This window comes from Brevundimonas sp. DW-iso22, assembly GCF_058725425.1.
In genome coordinates, this window is the sequence record NZ_JBZXEB010000007.1 from 150,397 (window position 1) to 170,709 (window position 20,313).

The window sequence follows — 20,313 nt, forward strand, 5'->3', positions numbered from 1 at the left end:
GCAGCGCGTTCGCCATCGGCCGCGCCCACTGCAGCGGCCATGCCGAAGCCGGTATTGGGCGGCAACGACGATCTGATGCTGGACGAGGCTCCGGCAGTTCAGCCGCAGGCCTTTGCATTCGGCAGCACCGAATCCATCGCCGCCGCTGAAGTTCAGCAGCGCAAAAAGGACAGCTACACCGCCAAGCCTGCCTCCGAGGCCGCCGATCGCCTTGATGCCCTCGCCAATCGCCCGCGCGAGGTAGAGGCCAAGCCCAAGGATGGACCGGGTCCGAAGTCCACCCCGGGCTTCGAGCAGCTGAAGAAGGCCGGTGCCGTCGCCGAGATCGTGCGCGAGCAGTCCGACTATTATCACGCCACCAAGACGACCATCTTCAACGCCCTGATGAACACCATTGACCTGGCCCAGCTGGCTGGTCTGGAGACCAAGGCGGCAGCGGAGGAAATCCGCGACATCGTCGCCGAACTGGTGGCGATCAAGAACGTCTCCATGTCGGTGGCCGAGCAGGAACACCTGGTCCAGGACATCGTCAACGATGTGCTGGGCTATGGTCCGCTGGAGCCGCTTCTGGCGCGCGACGACATCGCCGACATCATGGTCAATGGTGCGGGCCGGGTCTTCATCGAGGTCAACGGCAAGGTCCAGCTGACCAATATCCGCTTCCGCGACAACGCACAGCTGATGAACATCTGCCAGCGGATCGTGTCGCAGGTCGGCCGCCGCGTCGATGAAAGCTCGCCCATCTGCGACGCCCGTCTGGCCGACGGCAGCCGCGTCAACGTCATCGCGCCGCCACTAGCCATCGATGGCCCGACGCTGACCATCCGGAAGTTCAAGAAAGACAAGCTGACGATGAAGAACCTGGTGGAGTTCGCCTCCATCAGTCCCGAGGGTGCCCGCGTTCTGGGCGTCATCGGTGCGTCGCGCTGCAATCTGGTCATCTCGGGCGGTACCGGCTCGGGCAAAACCACCCTGCTCAACACCCTGACGGCCTTCATCGACCCGACCGAGCGTGTCATCACCTGCGAGGATGCCGCCGAACTGCAGCTGCAGCAGCCGCACGTCGTCCGTCTGGAAACCCGCCCGCCCAACCTCGAAGGTCAGGGCACGATCACCATGCGCGATCTGGTCAAGAACTGCCTGCGCATGCGTCCCGAGCGGATCATCGTCGGCGAGGTCCGCGGACCGGAAGCCTTCGACCTGCTGCAGGCCATGAACACCGGCCACGACGGCTCCATGGGCACGCTGCACGCCAACAGCCCGCGCGAGGCCATCAGCCGAATGGAATCCATGATCACCATGGGCGGCTACGGCCTGCCGTCGAAGACCATTCGCGAGATGATCGTCGGCTCGGTCGACGTCATCGTTCAGGCCGCCCGCCTGCGCGACGGATCGCGCCGGATCACCCACATCACAGAGGTGGTCGGTCTGGAAGGCGATGTCATCGTGACCCAGGACCTGTTCGTCTACGAAATCACCGGTGAGGACGAGAACGGCAAGATCGTCGGCCGTCACCGCTCGACCGGCATCGCCCGACCCCGCTTCTGGGACCGTGCCCGCTATTATGGCCTGGAGCGTGAACTGGCCGAGGCCCTGGACGCGGCGGAGTAGACGCGGATGTTGCCCATACTTGCCGCCGTTCTGGCCTTCATCACCATCGGGGGTTTGGGCTGGGTCTTCGTCGGGGGCGGAGATTCCAGCGAACAGGCCCTGAAACGCGCGCAGACCTTTACCGGCACCGCCAGCGGAAACGCGGCCGTACGAAAGGCAGCCGCAGCCAACACACCCGAGGCACGCCGCAAGCAGATCATGCTGCAGCTGCAGGAATCAGAGCGACGCGAACGAAAGGCACGCGTGACCATCGCTGCCAAGCTCAAGCAAGCCGGACTGAAGATGCCCGTCAGCCTGTTCTGGATTTTGAGCGGCGTCACAGGTGTGTTCTTCGTCCTGCCGCCTCTGATCTTCGGACTGAACATCTTCATCGCACTGGGCATCGGCTTCGTCATGGGATTGGGCCTGCCGCGCTGGATCGTCGGCTTCCTGGGCAAGCGCCGGCGGGCGAAGTTCTCTGCGGCTTTTGCCGATGCCGTCGACGTCATTGTGCGCGGCATCAAATCCGGCCTGCCGGTCCACGACTGCTTCAAGATCATCGCCAAGGAAGCCCCGCTCCCGCTGGGCCCGGAGTTTCAGACCCTGGTCGAGGGTCTGGGCGTTGGTCTGACGCTCAGTCAGGCCCTGGACAAGATGTACGAGCGCATGCCGACGCCGGAGCTGAAGTTCTTCACTATCGTCATCGCCATCCAGCAGAAAACCGGTGGCAATCTGGCCGAGGCCCTGAACAACCTGTCCGTGGTGCTTCGCGCACGACGGATGATGGGCGAGAAAATCAAGGCCCTGTCGTCCGAAGCCACGGCCTCGGCCGGTATCATCGGCTCGCTGCCGCCAGCGGTCATGATCCTGGTCAGCCTGACGACCCCGGATTACATGTCCAAGATGTTCACCGAAACGCGCGGTCAGTTCATGCTGCTGATCGCGGTTCTCATGATGACCCTCGGGGTGTTCGTCATGAAGAAAATGATCTCGTTCAAGTTCTAAGGGCCCGGACATGAGCGACATCATCGCCTTCTTCACCAATATCCAGAACCTGCTGAGCATCGGCGTGGGCGTGCTGGTCTTCGCCACCGTGATGACGCTGCTCTCGGCCATGGGCGGCGGGGCCAAGCTGGAGGGACGGATGAAAGCCGTCGCCATACGCCGGGATGAGCTGAAGCGCCGCTCGCGCCAGGCAATCGCCAGCCAGAATGCTCCGGGTGCCCTGCGCCATACCGACGACGGCTTCAAGAAGACGGTCGTCGAGAAGCTGAACCTGTCAAAGATGCTGGAGGATCCCAAAGTCGCCGACCAGATGGCGCAGGCAGGCTTCCGTGGCCCCAAGCCTCTGACGACCTTCTACTTCTTCCGCTTCTCGATGCCTTTCGTCCTGATGACCGTCGCGGCCCTGTACGTCTTTGTGCTGAACGACTTCGGCCAGCCGGTCACGATCCGCCTGGGCATCGTCATTTTTGCCGCTGCTATCGGCTTCTATGCACCCAATCTCTATCTTCAGAACCGCATCTCAAAGCGCCGCGTCTCCATCATGCAGGCGTTTCCCGATGCACTCGACCTGCTGCTGATCTGCGTCGAGGCCGGTATGTCGATCGAGGCGGCCATCACCAAGGTCAGCCAGGAGATCGGTTCGTCGTCCATCGACCTGGCCGAAGAACTGACCCTGCTGTCGGCAGAGCTCAGCTATCTGCCGGACCGACGGATGGCATATGAAGGCCTGGCCAGGCGGACCAATCATCCAGGCGTGAAGTCGGTGGCCACAGCCATGACCCAGGCGGAGACCTATGGCACACCGTTGTCGACGGCTCTTCGCGTCATGGCCAAGGAAAACCGTGATCTGCGTCTGTCCGCCGCCGAGAAGAAGGCTGCCGCCCTTCCGGCCAAGCTGACAGTGCCGATGATCCTGTTCTTCCTGCCGGTTCTTTTCATCGTCATCCTGACTCCGGCGATCATCAGCATCCAGGATACGATGGCGAAGTAAGGACTGGCCTCGCTTCAGCCCTGGACAGCCGAACGCCAGGCTTCGGCGACCGTCTCGACAGCCGTGCGCAAAGTCTTCTTGTGCTTGTCGAAATACATTTCGCCGCGCAGGCCGGTGAAGATGTAACCGTTGGAGACGATGCTGCTGCCTGGCTCCAATTCCTCGATCTCGAAGTATCGCATCGACTGAAACCACAGACCGCGCTTTTCGGTCCAGACCAACTGGGAGTTAGGTTGCCAGTCGCTAACGCGGGCCTCGGCCGCACGCGGTGCAAGACCCGGTATGGTTTCGGTCAGACGAACATCGCCACCGAAGGCAATAGTTCCGCTGAGACCCGTCTCGACGGGATTCCAGCGATCCCAGCCATCCAGTTCCTCGATGACGGCCCAGATGCTCTCGACGGGAGCCTGGATGCCGAAGCGTTTTTCGATACGTGCGATCGTGGTCATGCCGCTGATCTGGCATGACTTCCGGGCAAGTTAAAGTCAGCGATTGCCTTCGGGGCCGGGCTGCGACGCCGGGGGCGTTTCCGGCGAGGGCGTCTCGTCGCGGCCCGGCAGGTCTTCTGGCCCCGTCTTCAGTCGCACGCTGACGAAGCACATGATCGTCGCGACGGCCAGCATCAGGGCGTTGGCGATGAAGGGTGCCGGTTCGCTGAGTTCGTACAGCGCCACCCCGATCACCGGCGGAGCCAGGAAGCTGAGACCGGCCAGCGACATCATCAGCCCGGCCACGGCCCCCTGCTCATGCGGGCCGACCGCCAGGGACGAGCCGGCGGTAAAGCCGGGCCGGGCGAAACCGACGCCCATGGATACCACCGCATAGCCCATGACCACGCCGTAATAGCCGGGCGAAGCGATGCTGAGCACATTGCCCACCAATGCCAGACCCGCGCCCCAGCGCATCAGATCGCGCGGTTGCAGCTTCAGCAGCGGGATCAGCCCCCATTGGGCCAGCAGGGTCGCCGCCGCGCCCGCGAACATGGCCAGGGCGATGAAGGGCTGGCTCTGGCTGACGGCCGTTCCGGTCGCGGCCAGTTCGTCGATGATGTGGAAGCCCAGCACCGAAATATTGACCGCCTGCGCCCCGGTGATCATCAGGCCGTACAGCAGATAGTCCCGGACGCGCGGGTCCTTCCAGAGACCTTTGCCGGTGGTATCGCGCCGTCCACTGGGCGATGGCGTCCGCGCCACATCGCCGCTGGGCAGGCGACGCCAGACCACGATCAGGGCGATCAGCCCCATGGCTGCAAACCCATACATGGGCCCGGCCAGACCGATCAGCGGCAGAACGAAGAGCGGGGCCAGGGTCGGACCAATCACGGTGCCCAGCCCCTGGGCCGAGGCCAGCAGGGACATGGCCTGCGTCCGCTGTTCCGGCGTGGTCCGGTCGGCGACATAGGCCTGGGACGCAATCGGGGCCGCCGAGCCGAACACGCCATAGACGGTGCGCGCCACGGCCATCAGCACAAAGGCCAGCCCAACACCCAGCCAGCGCTCCAGCCCCGCCGTCGTCGCCAGGCCGAAGCCGGTCATCGACAGCACAAAACCGGTGAGCCCGATCATCATGACCTTCTTGCGCCCCAGCCGATCCGAAAGCCGCGCCCAGAAGGGCGAGGCCACCGTCCACATCAGGGCGGAGATGGCGAAGGCCCCGGCCACGAGCGTGTCGCTCAATTCGAACGCGCGGCCGATATTGGGCAGAACCGACTGCAGGGCCATGTTCCCCGCCGCCGCGATCAGGCTGACGCAGAACAGGATGGCAAAGGCGGGCGAGCGGAGGTTCACAACCCAGTCCTAGACCCGCCGCCGCAACAGGTCACCCCATCATAGGGGCGGAAAGGCCTTCAGCCGCCGGTCGTCGTCCAGCCCCAGTCGCGCCTTGACCTCGAACAGATCTGCTCCGGCCGGCACGATCAGCAGGGCCTTGGGATTGGCGGCATTGACGGCCACCACCGCATTCTTCGGGCAGACGTCGAAACAGTCGGTACTGACCACGGCCAACTCAGCTTTACGTCCCTTGCCCGCCTTCAGATATTTGCGCAGCGCCTTCTTCAGCGTCTTGTCGCCGTCGGGGCCGAAGCCGCCGTCCAGCTTCTTCTGACATTTGCGACAGACCAGAACGACGTCGCGCCAGCGGGTTTTTGCGGTCTTCAGGGCCATGTCCGCCAGATCGCCGTTCCGCACGCTCGACGCAAGGGCGGCGTTTCAACGCGCCTAGAGCGAAATCTGGAGCCTGATTCACGGCATCAGCGGAATCGCGAAGCGATTCTTCCTCAGCCGATCAGGCTCTAGGATTAACCATACCAGATGTAGTTCCTGTGGACGGACCGAATCGCACATCTTGCGTGGATTAAGCGCTCGTTTACGATTGGTGGTAGGTCGAGACCTTCGGAGGGATGTCTGGACCCCATATATTGAATCCGTACCCCGGAGGGCATGATGACCGCAGGCTGGACAGAAGATCGCGTCGGCGCGTTGACGAAGCTGTGGCTGGAGGGTCAGTCGGCCAGCCAGATCGCCAAACAGCTGGGCGGCGGCGTCACCCGCAACGCCGTCATCGGCAAGGTGCACCGCCTGGGCCTGTCGGGCCGCGCCGCGCCGTCGCAGCCCGCACGCGCCACCTTCCGCACTGCGCGTCCTCGCCCCGCCCCTCAGGCGACGCAGGCCCCCTCGGCCCCGCGCCGCATCGAGGCGGTTCAGCCGCGTCCGGCCGCGCCTTCGGTGCCCGCGCCCATGCCCGACCTGCCCGGTACCGCCACGGTGATGACCCTGGGCGCGCACATGTGTAAATGGCCGATCGGCGATCCTTCGTCGTCCGAGTTCACATTCTGCGGCCGCCGGGCCTCCGAAGGCGTCTACTGCGTCGAGCACGCCCGCGTCGCCTACCAGCCCCAGGTCCGCAAAGGCGGCTCCAACGATCTAGCCCGAAGCCTGCGGCGTTACATCTAAGGGCGCTAACGCTCGGCTCGCGGAGCCTCGCTACTTGAGCGCGGTCGCGAGCGAACACCCATCCTGCATTTCCGGCGCTCAAGCAGGCGACAGCCGATAGCGCCCAAAGAAATGTCACGAATGGCTCCTAGAGAGCCGCCCTCCGCCTCGGCGATGCATCCGCATGCGCCGTCGAGTGACTGGGGCGGGGCTGCGGTTATCCGGGTTGACGCAGCCCCTCACCATTCTTTTGGGGCCTACCGCTCGCGACGCGGTCGCTTGCTGCTTGAGGCCCCACGGTGTTCGTGGTCGGGCCACCCAGACCGGCTCTAGCCACTCCCCTAGTTCAAAACCCGCCTTTGCCCCGGCACGTCTAGGCTAAACGCCGGGATGGCGGCGTCGAAACTGCGCCCCTCGCTATCCGTCATCGCATAGCTGCCGACCATGGAGCCCGACGGTGTCGTCAGAGGGCAGCCGGAGGCGTAGGTGTAGCTGCCGCCCGGCGCGATCACCGGCTGCTCGCCGACCACGCCGGGACCGCGCACGTCCTCGACCTGGCCGCGCGCGTCGGTGATGATCCAGTGGCGGGCCATCAGCTGTACCGACACCCCGGTCAGGTTCACGATCTCCACTTGATAGGCCCAGACCCAGCGCCCGGCATCCGGGTTCGACTGGCCCGCCAGAAAGCTGGGGCGGACGCGGACGACGATGCCGTCGGTCTCGGCTTCATAGGCGGGGGTGTCGTGCATCGCCCTATCGTCCGCCGCAGGGGCGAAACGTCAAGCGTCAGAGGGGGAGACACGGCGCGAATTCGTGTAAGTCGGCTCCCATGCAGTCCATCGACCTTTCCGTTGCGGGCATCCTGCCCTGCCAGTCCATCGAGACCCTGATCGCCACCGGCGCGATCGCGTCCGACACCCCCTTCGAGGCCGATCAGGTCCAGCCGGCCAGTCTGGACCTGCGCCTGTCCAATGAAGCCTGGCGGGTCCGCGCCAGCTTCCTGCCCGGTCAGCGCAAGGTTCTGGACCGGATCGCCGACGTCTCCATGCATCCCATCGATCTGTCGGGCGGCTATGTGCTGGAGAAGGGCTGTGTCTACATCGCCCGGCTGCAAGAGCGGCTGAGCCTGCCCAGGGGGCTGATCGCCCGCGCCAACCCCAAGAGCTCGACCGGGCGCGTCGATGTCTTCGTGCGCCTGCTGACCGATCAGGGGGCCTCGTTCGACGACGTGGCCGAGGGCTATGACGGGCCGCTGTATATGGAGATCGCGCCCCAGACCTTTTCCATCCTGGTGCGGCCCGGCACGCGGCTGAACCAGCTGCGGCTGAAGGCGGGCGAGCCGCCCAAGCTGGAGACCCGCAGCGTCGGCGTCGATCTTCAGGCGGGCGACAATGGCATCGTCGGCTATCGCGGTCGCCGCCATGCGGGCGTTGTCAACATGGACCACATCGATGGCCACGACCCGCGCGACTTCTGGGAGCCGCTGACCCTGCGGCGCGGCGAGCTGCTGCTGGACCCGGGCGAGTTCTATATCCTGGCCTCGTCCGACGACGTGGAAATCCCGGTCGATCAGGCCGCGGAGATGACTCCCATCGATCCTTCGGTGGGCGAGTTCCGCGTCCACTATGCCGGCTTCTTCGACCCGGGCTTCGGCACGGACGAGGCGCATGGGGCGGGGTCCAAGGGCGTGCTGGAGGTTCGCACACATGACACGCCGTTCCTGCTGGAACACGGCCAGATCGTCGCCCGCCTGGTCTATGAACCCCTGACGGAACGCCCCACCCGCCTGTATGGCGAAGGCGGCAGCCACTACCAGAGCCAGGGCCTGAAGCTGAGCAAGCATTTCAGGGTGTGGGGCTAAGGCGATGGGGGTCGAACTGGGTTCAGATGAGACGTTGATCTGGCGCGGACAGCCCACTCAAGGGCTTCGATTTTCCCCACAAGACATCTTTGCCGTGCCATTCGCTGCTCTTTGGCTGCTGCTGGTTATCGTCATGTTCGGCTTCGTGTTGACGGATGCTCAGGATGTCGATCCGTTTGCCTATCTCATGCTGCCAGTTTTCGTGGTGATCGGGCTCTACATGCTCGTCGGTCGGTTTGCCGTCGACATCGTCGCTCGCCGGCGCACTCATTACATGCTTACCGATCAACGCGCCGTCATCGAAAGTGGGCTGTTCACGGCGCACAGAGCATCGGTCAACCTGGCCGCAGCCGCAGAGATACAACTCCAGGGCGGCAGGAAGGGTCGAGGCTCCGTGAAGTTCGGCGCGACCAATGTTTTCTATGCGATGATCCCGCCAAGTTGGCCGGGAGCCGCCGCTTTTTTGCCGCCGACCTTCCATGACATCGCTGATGCGGAGCGCGTCTACAATCTGGCTGTAAAGGCTCAGAGAGATGCGATGCGACATGGTCGGACACGCTGACGACCCCCCTAACTCAGCCGATCCGCTTTCCTCAGACTCGGGAACACCTTGGCCCAGATCCCCGTCGCCGCCAGCGCCCCAAAGCCACCGAATACCGCCGCACCCACCGGCCCCAGGAAGCGCACAGCGACGCCGCTGTAGGCCTCGCCCAGTTCGTTGGAGGCACCGATGAACAGCATTGAGACGGACGACACCCGCCCGCGCATGTGATCGGGCGTGGCCAGCTGGATCAGGGTCTGACGAATATTGACGCTGATCATGTCCGCCCCGCCGCCGATGAATAAAGCGAGCGCACTGAGCCAGACAAAGTGCGACAGGCCGAACGTCAGGGTGCTGAGCCCGAATACGGCCACGGACGCGAACATCCACAGCCCGCCGTGCCGCACGATCGGAAACCGGCTGAGATACAGCGCCACCAGCAGGGCCCCGACCCCGAACGACGCCCTCAGCAGGCCGAACCCTTCCGGCCCCACATGCAGGATGTCGCGCGCGAAGATCGGCGTCAGCAGGGCCACCCCCGCCAGCAGCACCACGATCAGGTCCAGCGATATGGCCCCAAGCACGATCTTGGTCTTCCACACATAGTCCAGCCCTTCCTTGACCAGGGCCAGGGGGGACACGCCCGTGTCGGTGAAGATCGGCCGCCCGCTGGTACGGATCAGCAGGATCGAGCCGATGGCCAGAAAGAAAAGACCCATGGCCACGCCGTAAGCCCACGGCACGCTGAACCCGACGATGACACCGCCCAGGGCCGGGCCGGCGATGGCCCCGGTCTGGAAGGCGATGGACTGGGCCGCGATGGCGGGCGGCAGGGCCTTGCGCCCCACCACCATCGGCAGGAAGGCCTGGCTGGCCGGAGCCAGGAACGCCCGCGCCGCCCCGAACACCGCCGCGACGGCCAGCAGGCCCCATAGCGGGGGATTGCCGTGCAGCGCCATCAGCAGAAACCCAAGGGCGCACAGGGACTCCACGAAGACCGAAATGGTCACCGTGTGCTTGCGGTCGCGCCGATCTGCCATCGCCCCGGCGGGCAGGGTGAAGGCCAGCAGCGGCAGGAACTGACACAGCCCCACCAACCCAAGATACAGGCTGGCTTCGGCGATCGGATGATCCCGCCGCGCGATCTCATAGACCTGCCACAACAGGGCCGAGGACTGGATCTGTATCCCCAGCACCGCCGCCACCCGCCCCAGCCAAAGCAGGCGGAAGTCGCGGATGGCCCAGGGGCTGGACGGTTCGCCGGGGGGCGACGGCGGTTGAACGGGTTCAGTGGTCTCGATGGTCTCGGTCACGTGCGGCGATCGACTTTCGGAAAGGGGGTGCCGTCGCGGCGCAGAAACACATCCTGCCGGAACACCATGTCGATGTCTGGATAGTCGCCGTTGTCGCCGCCCGGCACGCGGGTGCCGACCTCCAGCAGAACGGCCTCTGCGCCTGACCGGTTCTCGATCTTGTGACCGTTGGGCACGCCCGCCTTGAAGCCGGCACAGTCGCCGGCGCGCAGAACGGTTTCGCCCTCATCCTCGATCAACACGACCTCGCCGGAGACGACCCAGACGAACTCGTCCTCGCCCTCGTGCCAGTGTCGCTGGCTGGACCAGGCCCCATCCGGCAGCCGCAGCAGATTGACCCCGAACTGATCCAGCCCGACGGCGTCGCCCAGCCGCCAGCGGCGGCGCGGCTTGCAAGGCGCGGCGAACTCTTCAGGATAGCCGGTGCCGTGGCCGGTGGGTGCGGCATCGATGTCGATCTTGGGCATGATGACGCTCTTTGCGCGGGTCGGGCCTTTGCGTAAAGCTTGGCACCATGAGCGCCCCATCACATCCCGTAATCGATCCTGTCGAACTGACGCGGGACCTGATCCGCATCCCCTCGGTCACCCCGGCCGACGAAGGCGCGATGGATGTGCTGGAGCGGGCGCTGACGGGTCTCGGCTTCACCTGCCGCCGCATGCGCTTTGGACCCGCCTCAAGTAGCGAAGCGGTAGGCGACAAGGATGTCATCGAGAACCTGTACGCCCGGCGCGGCACCGCCTCGCCCAATCTGTGTTTCGCCGGTCATACCGATGTGGTGCCGACGGGGCGGGTCGAGGCCTGGTCGTCCGATCCTTTTGCCGCCGAGGTGAAGGACGGTGTCCTGTATGGACGTGGGGCGGTGGACATGAAGGGCGGCATCGCGGCCTGGACGGCGGCCGTGTCGCGGGTGCTGGCCCAATCTTCCGAAGAGGGGCGAGAGCCAGCCGGCTCGCTGTCCTTCCTGATCACCGGCGATGAGGAAGGCCCGGCCCTGCATGGCACCAAGCGAGTGGTGGAGGCCCTGATGGCCGAGGGCGAGGTCATTGACGCCTGCGTTGTCGGAGAACCGTCCTCGCAACAGGCCCTGGGCGACATGATCAAGGTCGGGCGGCGCGGCTCGCTCAACACCTGGATCACGGTCCACGGCAAACAGGGTCACGTCGCCTATCCGGACCGGGCGGCCAATCCCGCGCCTGTGATGGCCCGCTTGCTGGCCCGGCTGGCCGACCACGAACTGGATCAAGGCTATGAGGCGTTTCAGCCCTCGAACCTGGAAATCACCACCATCGACATCGGCAATTCGGCCACCAACATCATTCCGTCAGAGGCAAAGGCGCGGCTGAACATCCGCTTCAACCCCTCCCATACGGGCGACGATCTGATCGCCTGGCTGAACAGCGTCGCGGGCGAGGCGCAGGCGGACAGCGGCCTGCGGATCGAGCTGGAGCATCTGTGCTCGGGCAATGCCTTTCTGACCCCCGCCGGCGATTTCGTGACGGCGGTGCAGGAAGCGGTGGAAACCGAGACCGGTCGCCGCCCCGTCGCCTCGACCACCGGCGGCACCTCCGACGCGCGTTTCATTCGGGCGATGTGTCCAGTGCTGGAACTGGGTCTGGTTGGCCAGACCATGCATCAGGTCGACGAGCGGGTGCCGGTCGCCGAGCTGGAGGCCCTGACCGGCGTCTATGAGCGGGTGATCGAGGCGGTGATGGCGCGACTGGCCTAGCCCAGCCAGTTCAGCACCAACAGGGCCGCGCCGAAGACCGCAGCGAACGAAATGCAGAAAAAGAGCCCCTCGCGCACGGGGCCGCCACGACGATGCCGCGGCATCGGTGGCAGATTGACTGGCAACTGGCGCATCCACGCCTCCTGAACCGTCCGATCCTGGACGGTACAGAAGACTGCGCTCGATCGGTTTCCGACCCGTTGACGATCATGGTTTCCGCGAACAATGTTTCACGAACGCTCCAGGAACCGCAACGCCGTCAGGACATGAGCCCGCACCCCGACCGGCAGCACGGCCTCGTTAACATCGAAGCTGGGCGAGTGGTTCGGCGGTGAGGTCGCCGGATCGACGCCCTCGGCACTGCCGCCCAGGTGGTAGAAGACCCCCGGCACTTCCTGCGACAGATAGCTGAAATCCTCGGCCACGGTGGTTTCCGGGCTGGCCGGATTGACCTTGCCTGACCCGGCCGCCTCTTCCAGCACGGGGGCCAGCCAGGCGGACAGTTCTTCGTCGTTGAAGACCAGGGCCGCGTTCTGGCGAACTGCGAACTCGGCAGTAGCCCCGTAGGCCTCGGCCACATGGCCGACCGCGGCCTCGGTCCGGCGGACCAGATCGTCACGCTGGGTGATGTCGAAGGTGCGCAGGGTGCCCGACAGCACGGCCCGGTCCGGAATAATGTTGTAGCGGACCCCCGCATCGATCGTGGCGATGGTAAAGACGGTCGGCGTCGTGGTCGGATCGATGGTGCGCGCGGTCAGGGTGTTGATCGTCTCGATGACCTGCCCCGTCACGGCGATGATATCGACGCCCTTCCACGGCCAGGCCCCGTGCGTCTGGCGGCCGTTCAGGACGATGTCCACCCGGTCCGACGCCGCCATGAAACCGCGCGGGCGATAGAAGATGGTCCCCGGTCGCCCCGGCACGACATGCAGGCCGAAGATGGCGTCGGGGCGCGGATCCCTCAGCGCCCCTTCCTCGATCATCAGGGCTGCACCGCCCTTGGGTTCTCCCGGAGGGGCCCCTTCCTCGGCGGGCTGGAAGATGAAGACGACCGTCCCGGCGATCTGATCCTTCATCCCGGCCAGAACCTCTGCGGCCCCCATCAGCATGGCGACATGGGCGTCGTGGCCGCAGGCATGGGCCACCGGCACGCTATTGCCCATATAGGTCCCGGTCGCGGTCGAGGCGAAGGGCAGGCCCGTCGCCTCCTGCACCGGCAGGGCGTCCATGTCCGCCCGCAAGGCCACCGTCTTGCCGCGACGGCCTCCGCGCAGGATGCCGACGACGCCGGTGCGCCCGACCTCCGTGCGGACCTCCAGCCCCAGCCCCCGCAGATGCTCGGCCACCGCCGCCGCCGTGCGCGTCTCAGCAAAGCCCAGCTCAGGGTTGGCATGGAAGTCGCGGCGCCAGGCGATGACGCGCGGATTGACCGCCTGCACCGCCGCCTCGACGCTGGCGACCGGAACCGCGTCCTGGGCTAGGGCGGTCCCGCCCGAAAGCGCAAGCACGACGGACGAGGCGAGAAGCAGGTGGCGCAGGCGCATGTCGGGCTCCGGAGCAGGAATAGTGTCCGTTCGCAGGTTGCGGGCATGTCAGGGGGTTGCGCAAGGGCCGTCGAACCGCGATCTGGCGGGGATGACCGATCTCAGCTCGACCCGTCCCTCAGGTTTGCCGCAACCGCGTCGCTACGACGGGGTCAACTGGGTGGGGGTCAAGACCCTGTACCTGCGCGAGGTGCGCCGGTTCTGGAAGGTTGGGGCCCAGACGGTCGCCGCGCCGGTGGTGACCACGCTTCTGTACATGCTGGTCTTCGTCGTCGCTCTGAGAGATTCCCGCCCACCCATCGACGGCACGCCGTTCGCCGAGTTCGTCGCCCCCGGCCTGATCATGATGGCGATCCTGAACAATGCCTTCGCCAATGCCTCCTCCAGCCTGATCCAGGCCAAGATCATGGGTACGGCGACCGACTTTTTGACCCCGCCGCTCAGCCCGCTGGAGCTGACGATCGGCTTTTCCATGGGGGCCGCCACGCGCGGCATCGTGGTCGGAGCGGTGACCGCCGTCTGCGTCATGCCGTTCGCGCGACTGGGCCTGGCCAATGTCGCGGCCATCCTGTGGTTCAGCCTGACGGCGTCCTTGATGATGGGGATGCTGGGCGTCTTCGCCGGGCTCTGGGCCGAGAAGTTCGATCAGCTGGCGGCGGTGCAGAACTTCCTGATCATGCCGATGACCTTCCTGTCCGGCACCTTCTACCTGGTCGGCAACCTGCCCGAGCCGTTTGCGACCATCAGCCATTTCAACCCGATCTTCTACATGATCGACGGCTTCCGCTTCGGCTTCATCGGCCATGCGGAGGGCAATGTCTGGGTTGGCGTCGCGACCAGCGCGGCCCTGACCGTCATCGGGGCCTACGCCTGCTGGCGCGTGTTCAAGTCCGGCTGGCGACTGAAAAGCTGAGTCTTCGCAAGCCCGTCTCGCCTCGTTAAACTGTGGTCGATGACCGCCGCCCATTATCCGTCGCAGAGCTCCTCGGCCCGCTGGCTGATGCCGCTGAATGCGGTGCTGGCGGTGGTGTGTCTGGTGCTGTTCCTGCTGGCCATCGAGCAGAGGCAGGCGGTTCAGGCCTGGCATGCGGTGCGCGACGGAGCCGCGCCGACGATGCAGCAGGCAAGCGACTGGCTGAATGTGCGGACATCCGATGTACGCGAGGCGATGGATCCGACCCCGCCCGTGGCCGCCGATCCCGTGGACGTCATCCTGACCGGGAGGTTCGTGTCGATCGACGGCGGGTCGCCGATGGTCGCCGCCTTCGAGGGTTCGCGCGTCACCCTGAACGACCAGACGCTGACCACCCGCCCCCTGCGCATCGCCGCCGGGTCCGACATCTTCACGCCCGGCCGGACCTTTGCCGAGCGGCTGAAGGCGCGAGCCGATGCCCAGATCGAACTGCGTGAAGTCATACCGACCGACCAAGCGAGCACCGTCGCGCCCTCAGCGTTATGTGCAGGTGCAGCGCCCACGACCCTGGCCCTGCTGCACCGCCAGCAAACGATCGATCTGATGCTGTTCTCGCAAGGCACCGAAGCGTCGTCCTTGGGCGAGCCGTGCGCCGTCTGGGCCTTGAAGGCGCAATGAGCCAAAGGCGCAGGTCCAGCCGCACCGGGGGCGTCCTGGCCCGAACGATTCTGGCCGCCCTCGCCGGCACCGTCGCCGCCCTCTGGACCTGGACCGCAGCGGGCGATCCAGGGCTGGCAGCGCGACCGGGCGAGGCGACCACCCGGGTCCATCTGCTGAACAACGGCTTTCACACCGACCTGGCCGTGCCACGCGCCGCCCTGACCCAGCGCCCAGGACCGCTGGGCGAAGCCGCGCGGTCGCTGGCCCCCGGCGACTGGATCCTGATCGGCTGGGGCGATGCCAAATTCTATGTCGATCAGAGCCCGATGGAGGGTCGGTTGCTGGACGGCGGCCGTGCCTTCTTCGCGCCCGGCAATCGCTCGGTCATCATGCTGGATCCGGACCAGACCGATCCGACGACGCGCTTCGCCGCCGCCAACCGCCACACCCTGACCCTGTCGCCCCGCGCCCTGACCCGGATGCTGGACCACATCGAGGCCTCGCTGGACTTGACCGACGGAGCCGCCCGCATCGCGGCCAGCCGCACCGGCGACGACGCCCGCTTCTATGCCAGCCACGAACATTTCTGGATTGGCCGTCTGTGCAACAACTGGAGCGCGGGCGTGCTGAATGCGGCTGGGGTGACGGTGCGCCCCCTGCGGTCCGTCACAGCGGGCGAGGTCATGAACGCCACCCGTGCTAGGCTAGACTTGGACGGCCCCGAGGCCTAGACCCCGCCCCTTCGCTTTTTCGAGCCGGGTCCGAGCCCCGGCAAGCGACGAGGAGATATCGCCATGAGTACCCGCAGGTCCAAACCCGCCGCCAAGGCCGGCACTGTCAGCCAGCGCCAGCTGCGCGCCTCCGAAATGATCCGCCACGCCCTGGTCGAGGTCATGCGCGAGAACGAGATCCATGATCCAGCCCTGACCGGCGTCTCAATCACGGTCAGCGAGGTGCGTCTGTCGCCCGACCTGAAACACGCCACCTGTTTTGTCGAACCGCTGGGCGCGGGCGTCGAGACGGCGCCGGTCGCAGGCCATGAGTCCGAGATCATCAAGGCGCTGAACAATCATGCCAAATTCCTGCGCGGTGCGCTGGGGCGGCACATCGACATGCGCTTCACGCCCGACCTGCGCTTCCGCCACGACGAAAGCTTCGTCGCCGCCGAACGCCTGAACCGCCTGCTGGACGATCCCCGCGTTCGGGCCGACGTCTATGTGTCGCCGTTCAAGGATGACGAGGAAGAGCAATGACAATCCTCCCCCATCGGGGGAGGGGGACCGCGTCTTCGCGGTGCAGGGGGCTAGCCGCGGGTGCCGGAGTCTGGGCCGAACCCCCTCCGTCGCTGCGCTTCGCTTCGCGCCACCTCCCCCGATGGGGGAGGATTTAAGGATGGCCCGCAAGAAGCGCGGGGACGTCGTCAACGGCTGGGTCTGTTTCGACAAGCCGTTCGAGATGGGGTCGACCGAGGCGGTGTCGAAGCTGCGGCGGCTGTTCAATGCCCAGAAGGCCGGTCATGCCGGCACACTGGACCCGCTGGCCAGCGGTATCTTGCCTATCGCCCTGGGTGAAGCAACCAAGACCGTGCCCTTCCTGATGGATGCGGAGAAGGTTTACCGGTTCACCATTAACTGGGGCGTCTCGACCGACAGCATCGACCGCGAGGGCGAGATTGTCGGACGGTCCGATGTGCGTCCCAGCGTCGAGGCGGTGGCAGCGGCCCTTCCGTCCTTCGTCGGCGACATCGACCAGACCCCGCCGCGCTTTTCCGCCATCAAGGTCGACGGGCAGCGCGCCTATGACCTGGCCCGCGACGGTGCGGAGTTCGAACTGGCCAGCCGCCGCGTGACCATCCACGAGGCCGCCGTGACCGACGCGCCGGATGCCGACCATGTCGAGATCACTATGCGGACCGGCAAGGGCGTCTATGTCCGCTCGCTGGCGCGCGACCTGGCGATCATGCTGGGGGCCGAGGGGCATGTTTCGGCCCTGCGGCGCGAACGGGTCGGGCCGTTTTCAGTCGATAACGCTGTGACACTGGATATTCTGGCCGATCTGGTGCATAGGGACGCCGCCTCGGAAGGCTTGCTTCCCGTTGCGACCGCCCTGGACGACATCCCGGAGCTGGCCGTGACGGATCAGGACGCCTTCTCGCTTCGGCAGGGACGGCCGATCGTACTGCTCCCCAGACAGGTCGAAACACTCAAGGGTCAGCTTCACGGCGACGCCCGGACGGTTTCGGTTTTTCTGGGCCAGACGCTCGTCGCTCTCGGTCAGTTGCGGGCCGGTCGCCTCGAACCCGACCGCGTATTCAACCTGTCCTGACGTATCCCTGCGGGGACCGAAGGGACACTTCCGCGCTCAAGCAGCGAGGCCTCGCAAGGCCGAGCCTTGGCGCACAGAAAGGAAGCTACGATGTCGATTACTGCTGAACGCAAGAACGAAGTCATCGCCGAGAACGCCCGCTCCGCTGGCGACACCGGTTCGGCCGAGGTCCAGGTCGCGATCCTGTCGGAACGCATCGCCAACCTCACCGAGCACTTCAAGACCCACAAGAAGGACAACCACTCGCGCCGCGGCCTGCTCAAGATGGTCTCGCAGCGTCGTCGCCTTCTTGACCACCTGACCAAGGTCGATCGCGAGCGTTACACCGCCCTGATCACCAAGCTGAACCTGCGCCGCTAAGGTGTAGTTCGCGGAAACCGTTTCGAGGCGCGGGCCATGTCCGCGCCTCTTTCCGCACCTAGAGCCTACCCGCGCGCAGCGGTTCGTGACTGCGCAGACGCGAGGGCCATACCGGTCCTCTTCCACTCCCGGATCGACCGCCATGGGGCGGCGCTCCCAGGATCGAAGGACTGAACACCCGACGCATCCGCACCCACTGATGGGACCCCTTTTGGGACGGCTTGGGCGGAATACGCCGCCCAGCACACGAAAGACGAAAACATGTTCGATATCAAACGCAAGACGATCGACTGGGCCGGCCGCCCGCTGACGCTGGAAACGGGCCGTATCGCCCGCCAGGCCGACGGTGCCGTTCTGGCCACCTATGGCGAGACCATTGTCCTGGCCACCGTCGTCTACGGTCGCGCGCCCAAGCCGGGCCTGGATTTCTTCCCCCTGACCGTCAACTACCAGGAAAAGACCTTCGCCGCCGGCAAGATCCCGGGTGGCTATTTCAAGCGTGAAGGCCGTCCGACCGAGAAGGAAACCCTGGTTTCCCGCCTGATCGACCGTCCGATCCGCCCGCTGTTCGTCAAGGGCTTCAAGAACGAGACCCAGGTCGTCGTCACCGTGCTGCAGCACGACATGGAGAACGATCCCGACATCGTCGGCCTGGTTGCCGCCTCGGCCGCCCTGACCATCTCCGGCGTGCCCTTCATGGGCCCGATCGGTGCCGCACGCGTCGGCTACATCGACGGCGAATACGTCCTGAACCCCACCCTGGACCAACTGCCTGACAGCCAGCTCGACCTGGTCGTCGCCGGCACCCAGGACGCCCTGATGATGGTCGAATCCGAAGCCAAGGAGCTGTCGGAAGAGATCATGCTGAACGCCCTGATGTTCGCGCATCGCGGCATGCAGCCCGTGATCGACGCCATCATCGAAATGGCCGAGCACGCCGCCAAGGAGCCCTTCGACTTCCAGGCCGAGGACCATTCCGACGTCGTCACCGCCATCCAGTCGCTGGTCGGCGAGGACATCAAGTCCGCCTATACCCACGCCGGCAAATACGAGCGCCGCACGGGTGTCGACCTGGCCAAGAAGAAGGCCGCCGAAAAGCTGGTCAAGACCGAAGAGAACCCCGACGGCGTCGATTCCGCCAAGTTCGGTGCGGCCTTCAAGGAATGCGAAGCCCACGTCCTGCGTCGCGACATCATCGACAATGGCCACCGCGTCGACGGCCGCGCCCTGGACAAGGTGCGTTCGATCGTTTCGGAAGTCGGCGTCTTCCCGCGCACCCACGGTTCGGCCCTGTTCACCCGCGGTGAGACCCAGGCGATCGTGGTCGCCACCCTGGGCACCGGCGAGGACGAGCAGTACGTCGACGCCCTGAGCGGCACCTACAAGGAGAAGTTCCTCCTGCACTACAACTTCCCTCCCTATTCGGTCGGCGAGACCGGTCGGATGGGCGGCGCAGGCCGTCGGGAAATCGGTCACGGCAAGCTGGCCTGGCGGGCGATCCGTCCCATGCTGCCGTCGTCGGAAGACTTCCCCTACACGATCCGCATCGTGTCGGAGATCACCGAGTCCAACGGTTCGTCCTCCATGGCTTCGGTCTGCGGCGCCTCGCTGGCGCTGATGGATGCGGGCGTACCGCTGGTTCGCCCGGTCTCGGGCATCGCCATGGGCCTGATCCTGGAGCCGTCGGGCGAGTTCGCCATCCTGTCCGACATCCTGGGTGACGAAGATCACCTGGGCGACATGGACTTCAAGGTGGCCGGTACGCGCGAAGGCATCACCAGCCTGCAGATGGACATCAAGGTTGCCGGCATCACCGAAGAGATCATGCGCAAGGCAATCGCCCAGGCTTCGGCCGGCCGCCTGCACATCCTCGACGAGATGGACAAGGCCATCGACGGTGCCCGCACCGAACTGGGTGAGTTCGCGCCCAAGATCGAGTCGATCAAGGTTCCGACCGACAAGATCCGCGACATCATCGGCACGGGCGGCAAGATCATCCGCGAGATCGTCGAAAAGACCGGCGCCAAGATCAACATCGAGGACGACGGCACGGTGAAGATCGCCGCATCGGACCAGGAAAAGATCGACGCCGCCAAGGCCTGGATCACCTCCATTGTCTCCGAGCCCGAGCCCGGCACCATCTACACCGGCAAGGTCGTCAAGGTCGTCGACTTCGGCGCCTTCGTGAACTTCTTCGGGGCCAAGGACGGTCTGGTTCACGTGTCCCAGATTTCCCTGGAACGCGTCGCCAACCCGGCCGACGTTCTGAGCGAAGGCCAGGAGGTCAAGGTCAAGTTCCTGGGTATGGACGATCGCGGCAAGACCAAGCTGTCGATGAAGGTCGTCGATCAGGAAACCGGTGAGGACATCACCGACAAGATCAACGCCGAACGCGCCGAACGTGGCGAGGCCCCGCTGTCCGACGACACCGGCGGCCGTCCCAAGCGTGAAGGTGGCGGTGACCGTGATCGCGGTCGCAGCCGTCGCTAGAACGCGGCGACTTCGCTGAATGAACGAGGCCCCGGTGGAAACGCCGGGGCCTTTTTCGTGG

22 protein-coding genes are annotated in these 20,313 nt (G+C 65.5%); 14 read left to right on the top strand and 8 right to left on the bottom strand.

Translation table 11 applies throughout. The features are described from left to right. The first annotated feature begins 75 nt into the window (after window positions 1-75). The 3 genes from AC4PRM_RS13155 to AC4PRM_RS13165 are packed head-to-tail and all read left to right on the top strand — an operon-like array spanning window position 76 to window position 3,586. Window positions 76-1,611: a TadA family conjugal transfer-associated ATPase gene (locus AC4PRM_RS13155; protein WP_492040297.1), complete on the top strand. Its 1,536-nt coding sequence runs from the start codon at window positions 76-78 to the stop codon at window positions 1,609-1,611. Window positions 1,612-1,617: 6 nt separating this feature from the next. Then, complete coding sequence (locus AC4PRM_RS13160; protein ID WP_373256373.1) at window positions 1,618-2,595, top strand: type II secretion system F family protein; 978 nt, start codon at window positions 1,618-1,620, stop codon at window positions 2,593-2,595. Between the two features lie 10 nt (window positions 2,596-2,605). Then, a complete protein-coding gene (locus AC4PRM_RS13165) occupies window positions 2,606-3,586 on the top strand; it encodes a type II secretion system F family protein (RefSeq protein WP_373256374.1) in 981 nt (326 codons plus the stop codon). 14 nt (window positions 3,587-3,600) lie between these two features. Here the strand turns inward: AC4PRM_RS13165 and AC4PRM_RS13170 are convergent, their stop codons facing one another. From AC4PRM_RS13170 to AC4PRM_RS13180, 3 genes are read right to left on the bottom strand one after another with little or no spacing between them, the layout of a single operon-like run. Next, window positions 3,601-4,035, bottom strand: coding sequence for an SRPBCC domain-containing protein (locus tag AC4PRM_RS13170; RefSeq protein WP_492040211.1), 435 nt, complete (start codon window positions 4,033-4,035; stop codon window positions 3,601-3,603). Between the two features lie 36 nt (window positions 4,036-4,071). After that, window positions 4,072-5,373, bottom strand: coding sequence for an MFS transporter (locus AC4PRM_RS13175; protein WP_492040212.1), 1,302 nt, complete (start codon window positions 5,371-5,373; stop codon window positions 4,072-4,074). A gap of 39 nt (window positions 5,374-5,412) precedes the next feature. Next, on the bottom strand, window positions 5,413-5,748 hold the full coding sequence (locus AC4PRM_RS13180; protein WP_487921482.1) for a hypothetical protein: 336 nt from the start codon (window positions 5,746-5,748) through the stop codon (window positions 5,413-5,415). Between the two features lie 279 nt (window positions 5,749-6,027). Between AC4PRM_RS13180 and gcrA the strand changes: the two genes are divergently transcribed. Further along, window positions 6,028-6,537: a cell cycle sigma 70 cofactor GcrA gene (gene gcrA, locus AC4PRM_RS13185; RefSeq protein WP_373256796.1), complete on the top strand. Its 510-nt coding sequence runs from the start codon at window positions 6,028-6,030 to the stop codon at window positions 6,535-6,537. Between the two features lie 320 nt (window positions 6,538-6,857). Here gcrA and apaG read toward each other — a convergent pair whose 3' ends face one another. Further along, on the bottom strand, window positions 6,858-7,265 hold the full coding sequence (gene apaG / locus AC4PRM_RS13190; protein ID WP_492040213.1) for a Co2+/Mg2+ efflux protein ApaG: 408 nt from the start codon (window positions 7,263-7,265) through the stop codon (window positions 6,858-6,860). 80 nt (window positions 7,266-7,345) lie between these two features. On the opposite strand from apaG, the gene AC4PRM_RS13195 reads away from it, so the two are divergent. Beyond that, the gene (locus AC4PRM_RS13195) at window positions 7,346-8,377 is read left to right on the top strand and encodes a 2'-deoxycytidine 5'-triphosphate deaminase (RefSeq protein WP_492040214.1); all 1,032 of its coding nucleotides are present in this window, start codon (window positions 7,346-7,348) and stop codon (window positions 8,375-8,377) included. Between the two features lie 4 nt (window positions 8,378-8,381). Continuing rightward, entirely contained in the window at window positions 8,382-8,939 is a 558-nt protein-coding gene (locus tag AC4PRM_RS13200) for a hypothetical protein (protein ID WP_492040215.1), read from the top strand. Window positions 8,940-8,947: 8 nt separating this feature from the next. On the opposite strand, the gene AC4PRM_RS13205 is transcribed toward AC4PRM_RS13200, so the two are convergent. Both AC4PRM_RS13205 and AC4PRM_RS13210 read right to left on the bottom strand, forming a co-directional pair. Further along, window positions 8,948-10,231: an MFS transporter gene (locus AC4PRM_RS13205; protein WP_492040216.1), complete on the bottom strand. Its 1,284-nt coding sequence runs from the start codon at window positions 10,229-10,231 to the stop codon at window positions 8,948-8,950. After that, entirely contained in the window at window positions 10,228-10,698 is a 471-nt protein-coding gene (locus tag AC4PRM_RS13210) for a cupin domain-containing protein (RefSeq protein WP_492040217.1), read from the bottom strand. Before AC4PRM_RS13210 ends, AC4PRM_RS13205 begins: the two co-directional genes overlap by 4 nt. A gap of 47 nt (window positions 10,699-10,745) precedes the next feature. On the opposite strand from AC4PRM_RS13210, the gene dapE reads away from it, so the two are divergent. Then, complete coding sequence (gene dapE, locus AC4PRM_RS13215; protein ID WP_492040218.1) at window positions 10,746-11,960, top strand: succinyl-diaminopimelate desuccinylase; 1,215 nt, start codon at window positions 10,746-10,748, stop codon at window positions 11,958-11,960. Here the strand turns inward: dapE and AC4PRM_RS13220 are convergent. Then, window positions 11,957-12,094: a hypothetical protein gene (locus tag AC4PRM_RS13220; protein WP_373256384.1), complete on the bottom strand. Its 138-nt coding sequence runs from the start codon at window positions 12,092-12,094 to the stop codon at window positions 11,957-11,959. The two genes, dapE and AC4PRM_RS13220, sit on opposite strands and share 4 nt — an antisense overlap. Before the next feature lie 96 nt (window positions 12,095-12,190). Then, the gene (locus tag AC4PRM_RS13225; protein WP_492040219.1) at window positions 12,191-13,504 is read right to left on the bottom strand and encodes an amidohydrolase; all 1,314 of its coding nucleotides are present in this window, start codon (window positions 13,502-13,504) and stop codon (window positions 12,191-12,193) included. A gap of 91 nt (window positions 13,505-13,595) precedes the next feature. Between AC4PRM_RS13225 and AC4PRM_RS13230 the strand changes: the two genes are divergently transcribed. From AC4PRM_RS13230 to pnp, 7 genes are all read left to right on the top strand, one after another. Next, window positions 13,596-14,417, top strand: a complete 822-nt coding sequence (locus tag AC4PRM_RS13230) for an ABC transporter permease (RefSeq protein WP_487921473.1) — start codon at window positions 13,596-13,598, stop codon at window positions 14,415-14,417. Between the two features lie 39 nt (window positions 14,418-14,456). Beyond that, window positions 14,457-15,095, top strand: a complete 639-nt coding sequence (locus AC4PRM_RS13235; protein WP_492040220.1) for a hypothetical protein — start codon at window positions 14,457-14,459, stop codon at window positions 15,093-15,095. Next, window positions 15,092-15,808 (top strand): DUF2459 domain-containing protein, encoded by a 717-nt coding sequence (locus tag AC4PRM_RS13240; RefSeq protein ID WP_492040221.1) that lies wholly within the window; start codon window positions 15,092-15,094, stop codon window positions 15,806-15,808. The genes AC4PRM_RS13235 and AC4PRM_RS13240 overlap by 4 nt, the downstream gene beginning before the upstream one ends. Before the next feature lie 63 nt (window positions 15,809-15,871). Further along, entirely contained in the window at window positions 15,872-16,330 is a 459-nt protein-coding gene (gene rbfA / locus AC4PRM_RS13245; protein ID WP_492040222.1) for a 30S ribosome-binding factor RbfA, read from the top strand. 139 nt (window positions 16,331-16,469) lie between these two features. Continuing rightward, the gene (gene truB / locus AC4PRM_RS13250) at window positions 16,470-17,402 is read left to right on the top strand and encodes a tRNA pseudouridine(55) synthase TruB (RefSeq protein WP_373256391.1); all 933 of its coding nucleotides are present in this window, start codon (window positions 16,470-16,472) and stop codon (window positions 17,400-17,402) included. 90 nt (window positions 17,403-17,492) lie between these two features. Beyond that, window positions 17,493-17,762 (top strand): 30S ribosomal protein S15, encoded by a 270-nt coding sequence (gene rpsO, locus AC4PRM_RS13255; protein WP_287397201.1) that lies wholly within the window; start codon window positions 17,493-17,495, stop codon window positions 17,760-17,762. 261 nt (window positions 17,763-18,023) lie between these two features. Next, window positions 18,024-20,252, top strand: coding sequence for a polyribonucleotide nucleotidyltransferase (pnp, locus tag AC4PRM_RS13260; protein WP_373256392.1), 2,229 nt, complete (start codon window positions 18,024-18,026; stop codon window positions 20,250-20,252). The last annotated feature ends 61 nt before the right edge of the window (window positions 20,253-20,313 follow it).

Bases quoted from the DNA above. Each gene is read 5' to 3' on its own strand.
- AC4PRM_RS13230 (WP_487921473.1), top strand. From the start codon at position 13,596: ATGACCGATCTCAGCTCGACCCGTCCCTCAGGTTTGCCGCAACCGCGT.
- pnp (WP_373256392.1), top strand. From the start codon at position 18,024: ATGTTCGATATCAAACGCAAGACGATCGACTGGGCCGGCCGCCCGCTG.
- AC4PRM_RS13225 (WP_492040219.1), bottom strand. From the start codon at position 13,504: ATGCGCCTGCGCCACCTGCTTCTCGCCTCGTCCGTCGTGCTTGCGCTT.
- apaG (WP_492040213.1), bottom strand. From the start codon at position 7,265: ATGCACGACACCCCCGCCTATGAAGCCGAGACCGACGGCATCGTCGTC.
- rbfA (WP_492040222.1), top strand. From the start codon at position 15,872: ATGAGTACCCGCAGGTCCAAACCCGCCGCCAAGGCCGGCACTGTCAGC.
- truB (WP_373256391.1), top strand. From the start codon at position 16,470: ATGGCCCGCAAGAAGCGCGGGGACGTCGTCAACGGCTGGGTCTGTTTC.
- AC4PRM_RS13210 (WP_492040217.1), bottom strand. From the start codon at position 10,698: ATGCCCAAGATCGACATCGATGCCGCACCCACCGGCCACGGCACCGGC.
- AC4PRM_RS13200 (WP_492040215.1), top strand. From the start codon at position 8,382: ATGGGGGTCGAACTGGGTTCAGATGAGACGTTGATCTGGCGCGGACAG.
- AC4PRM_RS13235 (WP_492040220.1), top strand. From the start codon at position 14,457: ATGACCGCCGCCCATTATCCGTCGCAGAGCTCCTCGGCCCGCTGGCTG.
- AC4PRM_RS13180 (WP_487921482.1), bottom strand. From the start codon at position 5,748: ATGGCCCTGAAGACCGCAAAAACCCGCTGGCGCGACGTCGTTCTGGTC.
- AC4PRM_RS13170 (WP_492040211.1), bottom strand. From the start codon at position 4,035: ATGACCACGATCGCACGTATCGAAAAACGCTTCGGCATCCAGGCTCCC.
- AC4PRM_RS13195 (WP_492040214.1), top strand. From the start codon at position 7,346: ATGCAGTCCATCGACCTTTCCGTTGCGGGCATCCTGCCCTGCCAGTCC.
- AC4PRM_RS13165 (WP_373256374.1), top strand. From the start codon at position 2,606: ATGAGCGACATCATCGCCTTCTTCACCAATATCCAGAACCTGCTGAGC.
- AC4PRM_RS13240 (WP_492040221.1), top strand. From the start codon at position 15,092: ATGAGCCAAAGGCGCAGGTCCAGCCGCACCGGGGGCGTCCTGGCCCGA.
- gcrA (WP_373256796.1), top strand. From the start codon at position 6,028: ATGACCGCAGGCTGGACAGAAGATCGCGTCGGCGCGTTGACGAAGCTG.
- rpsO (WP_287397201.1), top strand. From the start codon at position 17,493: ATGTCGATTACTGCTGAACGCAAGAACGAAGTCATCGCCGAGAACGCC.
- AC4PRM_RS13160 (WP_373256373.1), top strand. From the start codon at position 1,618: ATGTTGCCCATACTTGCCGCCGTTCTGGCCTTCATCACCATCGGGGGT.
- dapE (WP_492040218.1), top strand. From the start codon at position 10,746: ATGAGCGCCCCATCACATCCCGTAATCGATCCTGTCGAACTGACGCGG.
- AC4PRM_RS13155 (WP_492040297.1), top strand. From the start codon at position 76: ATGCTGGACGAGGCTCCGGCAGTTCAGCCGCAGGCCTTTGCATTCGGC.
- AC4PRM_RS13220 (WP_373256384.1), bottom strand. From the start codon at position 12,094: ATGCGCCAGTTGCCAGTCAATCTGCCACCGATGCCGCGGCATCGTCGT.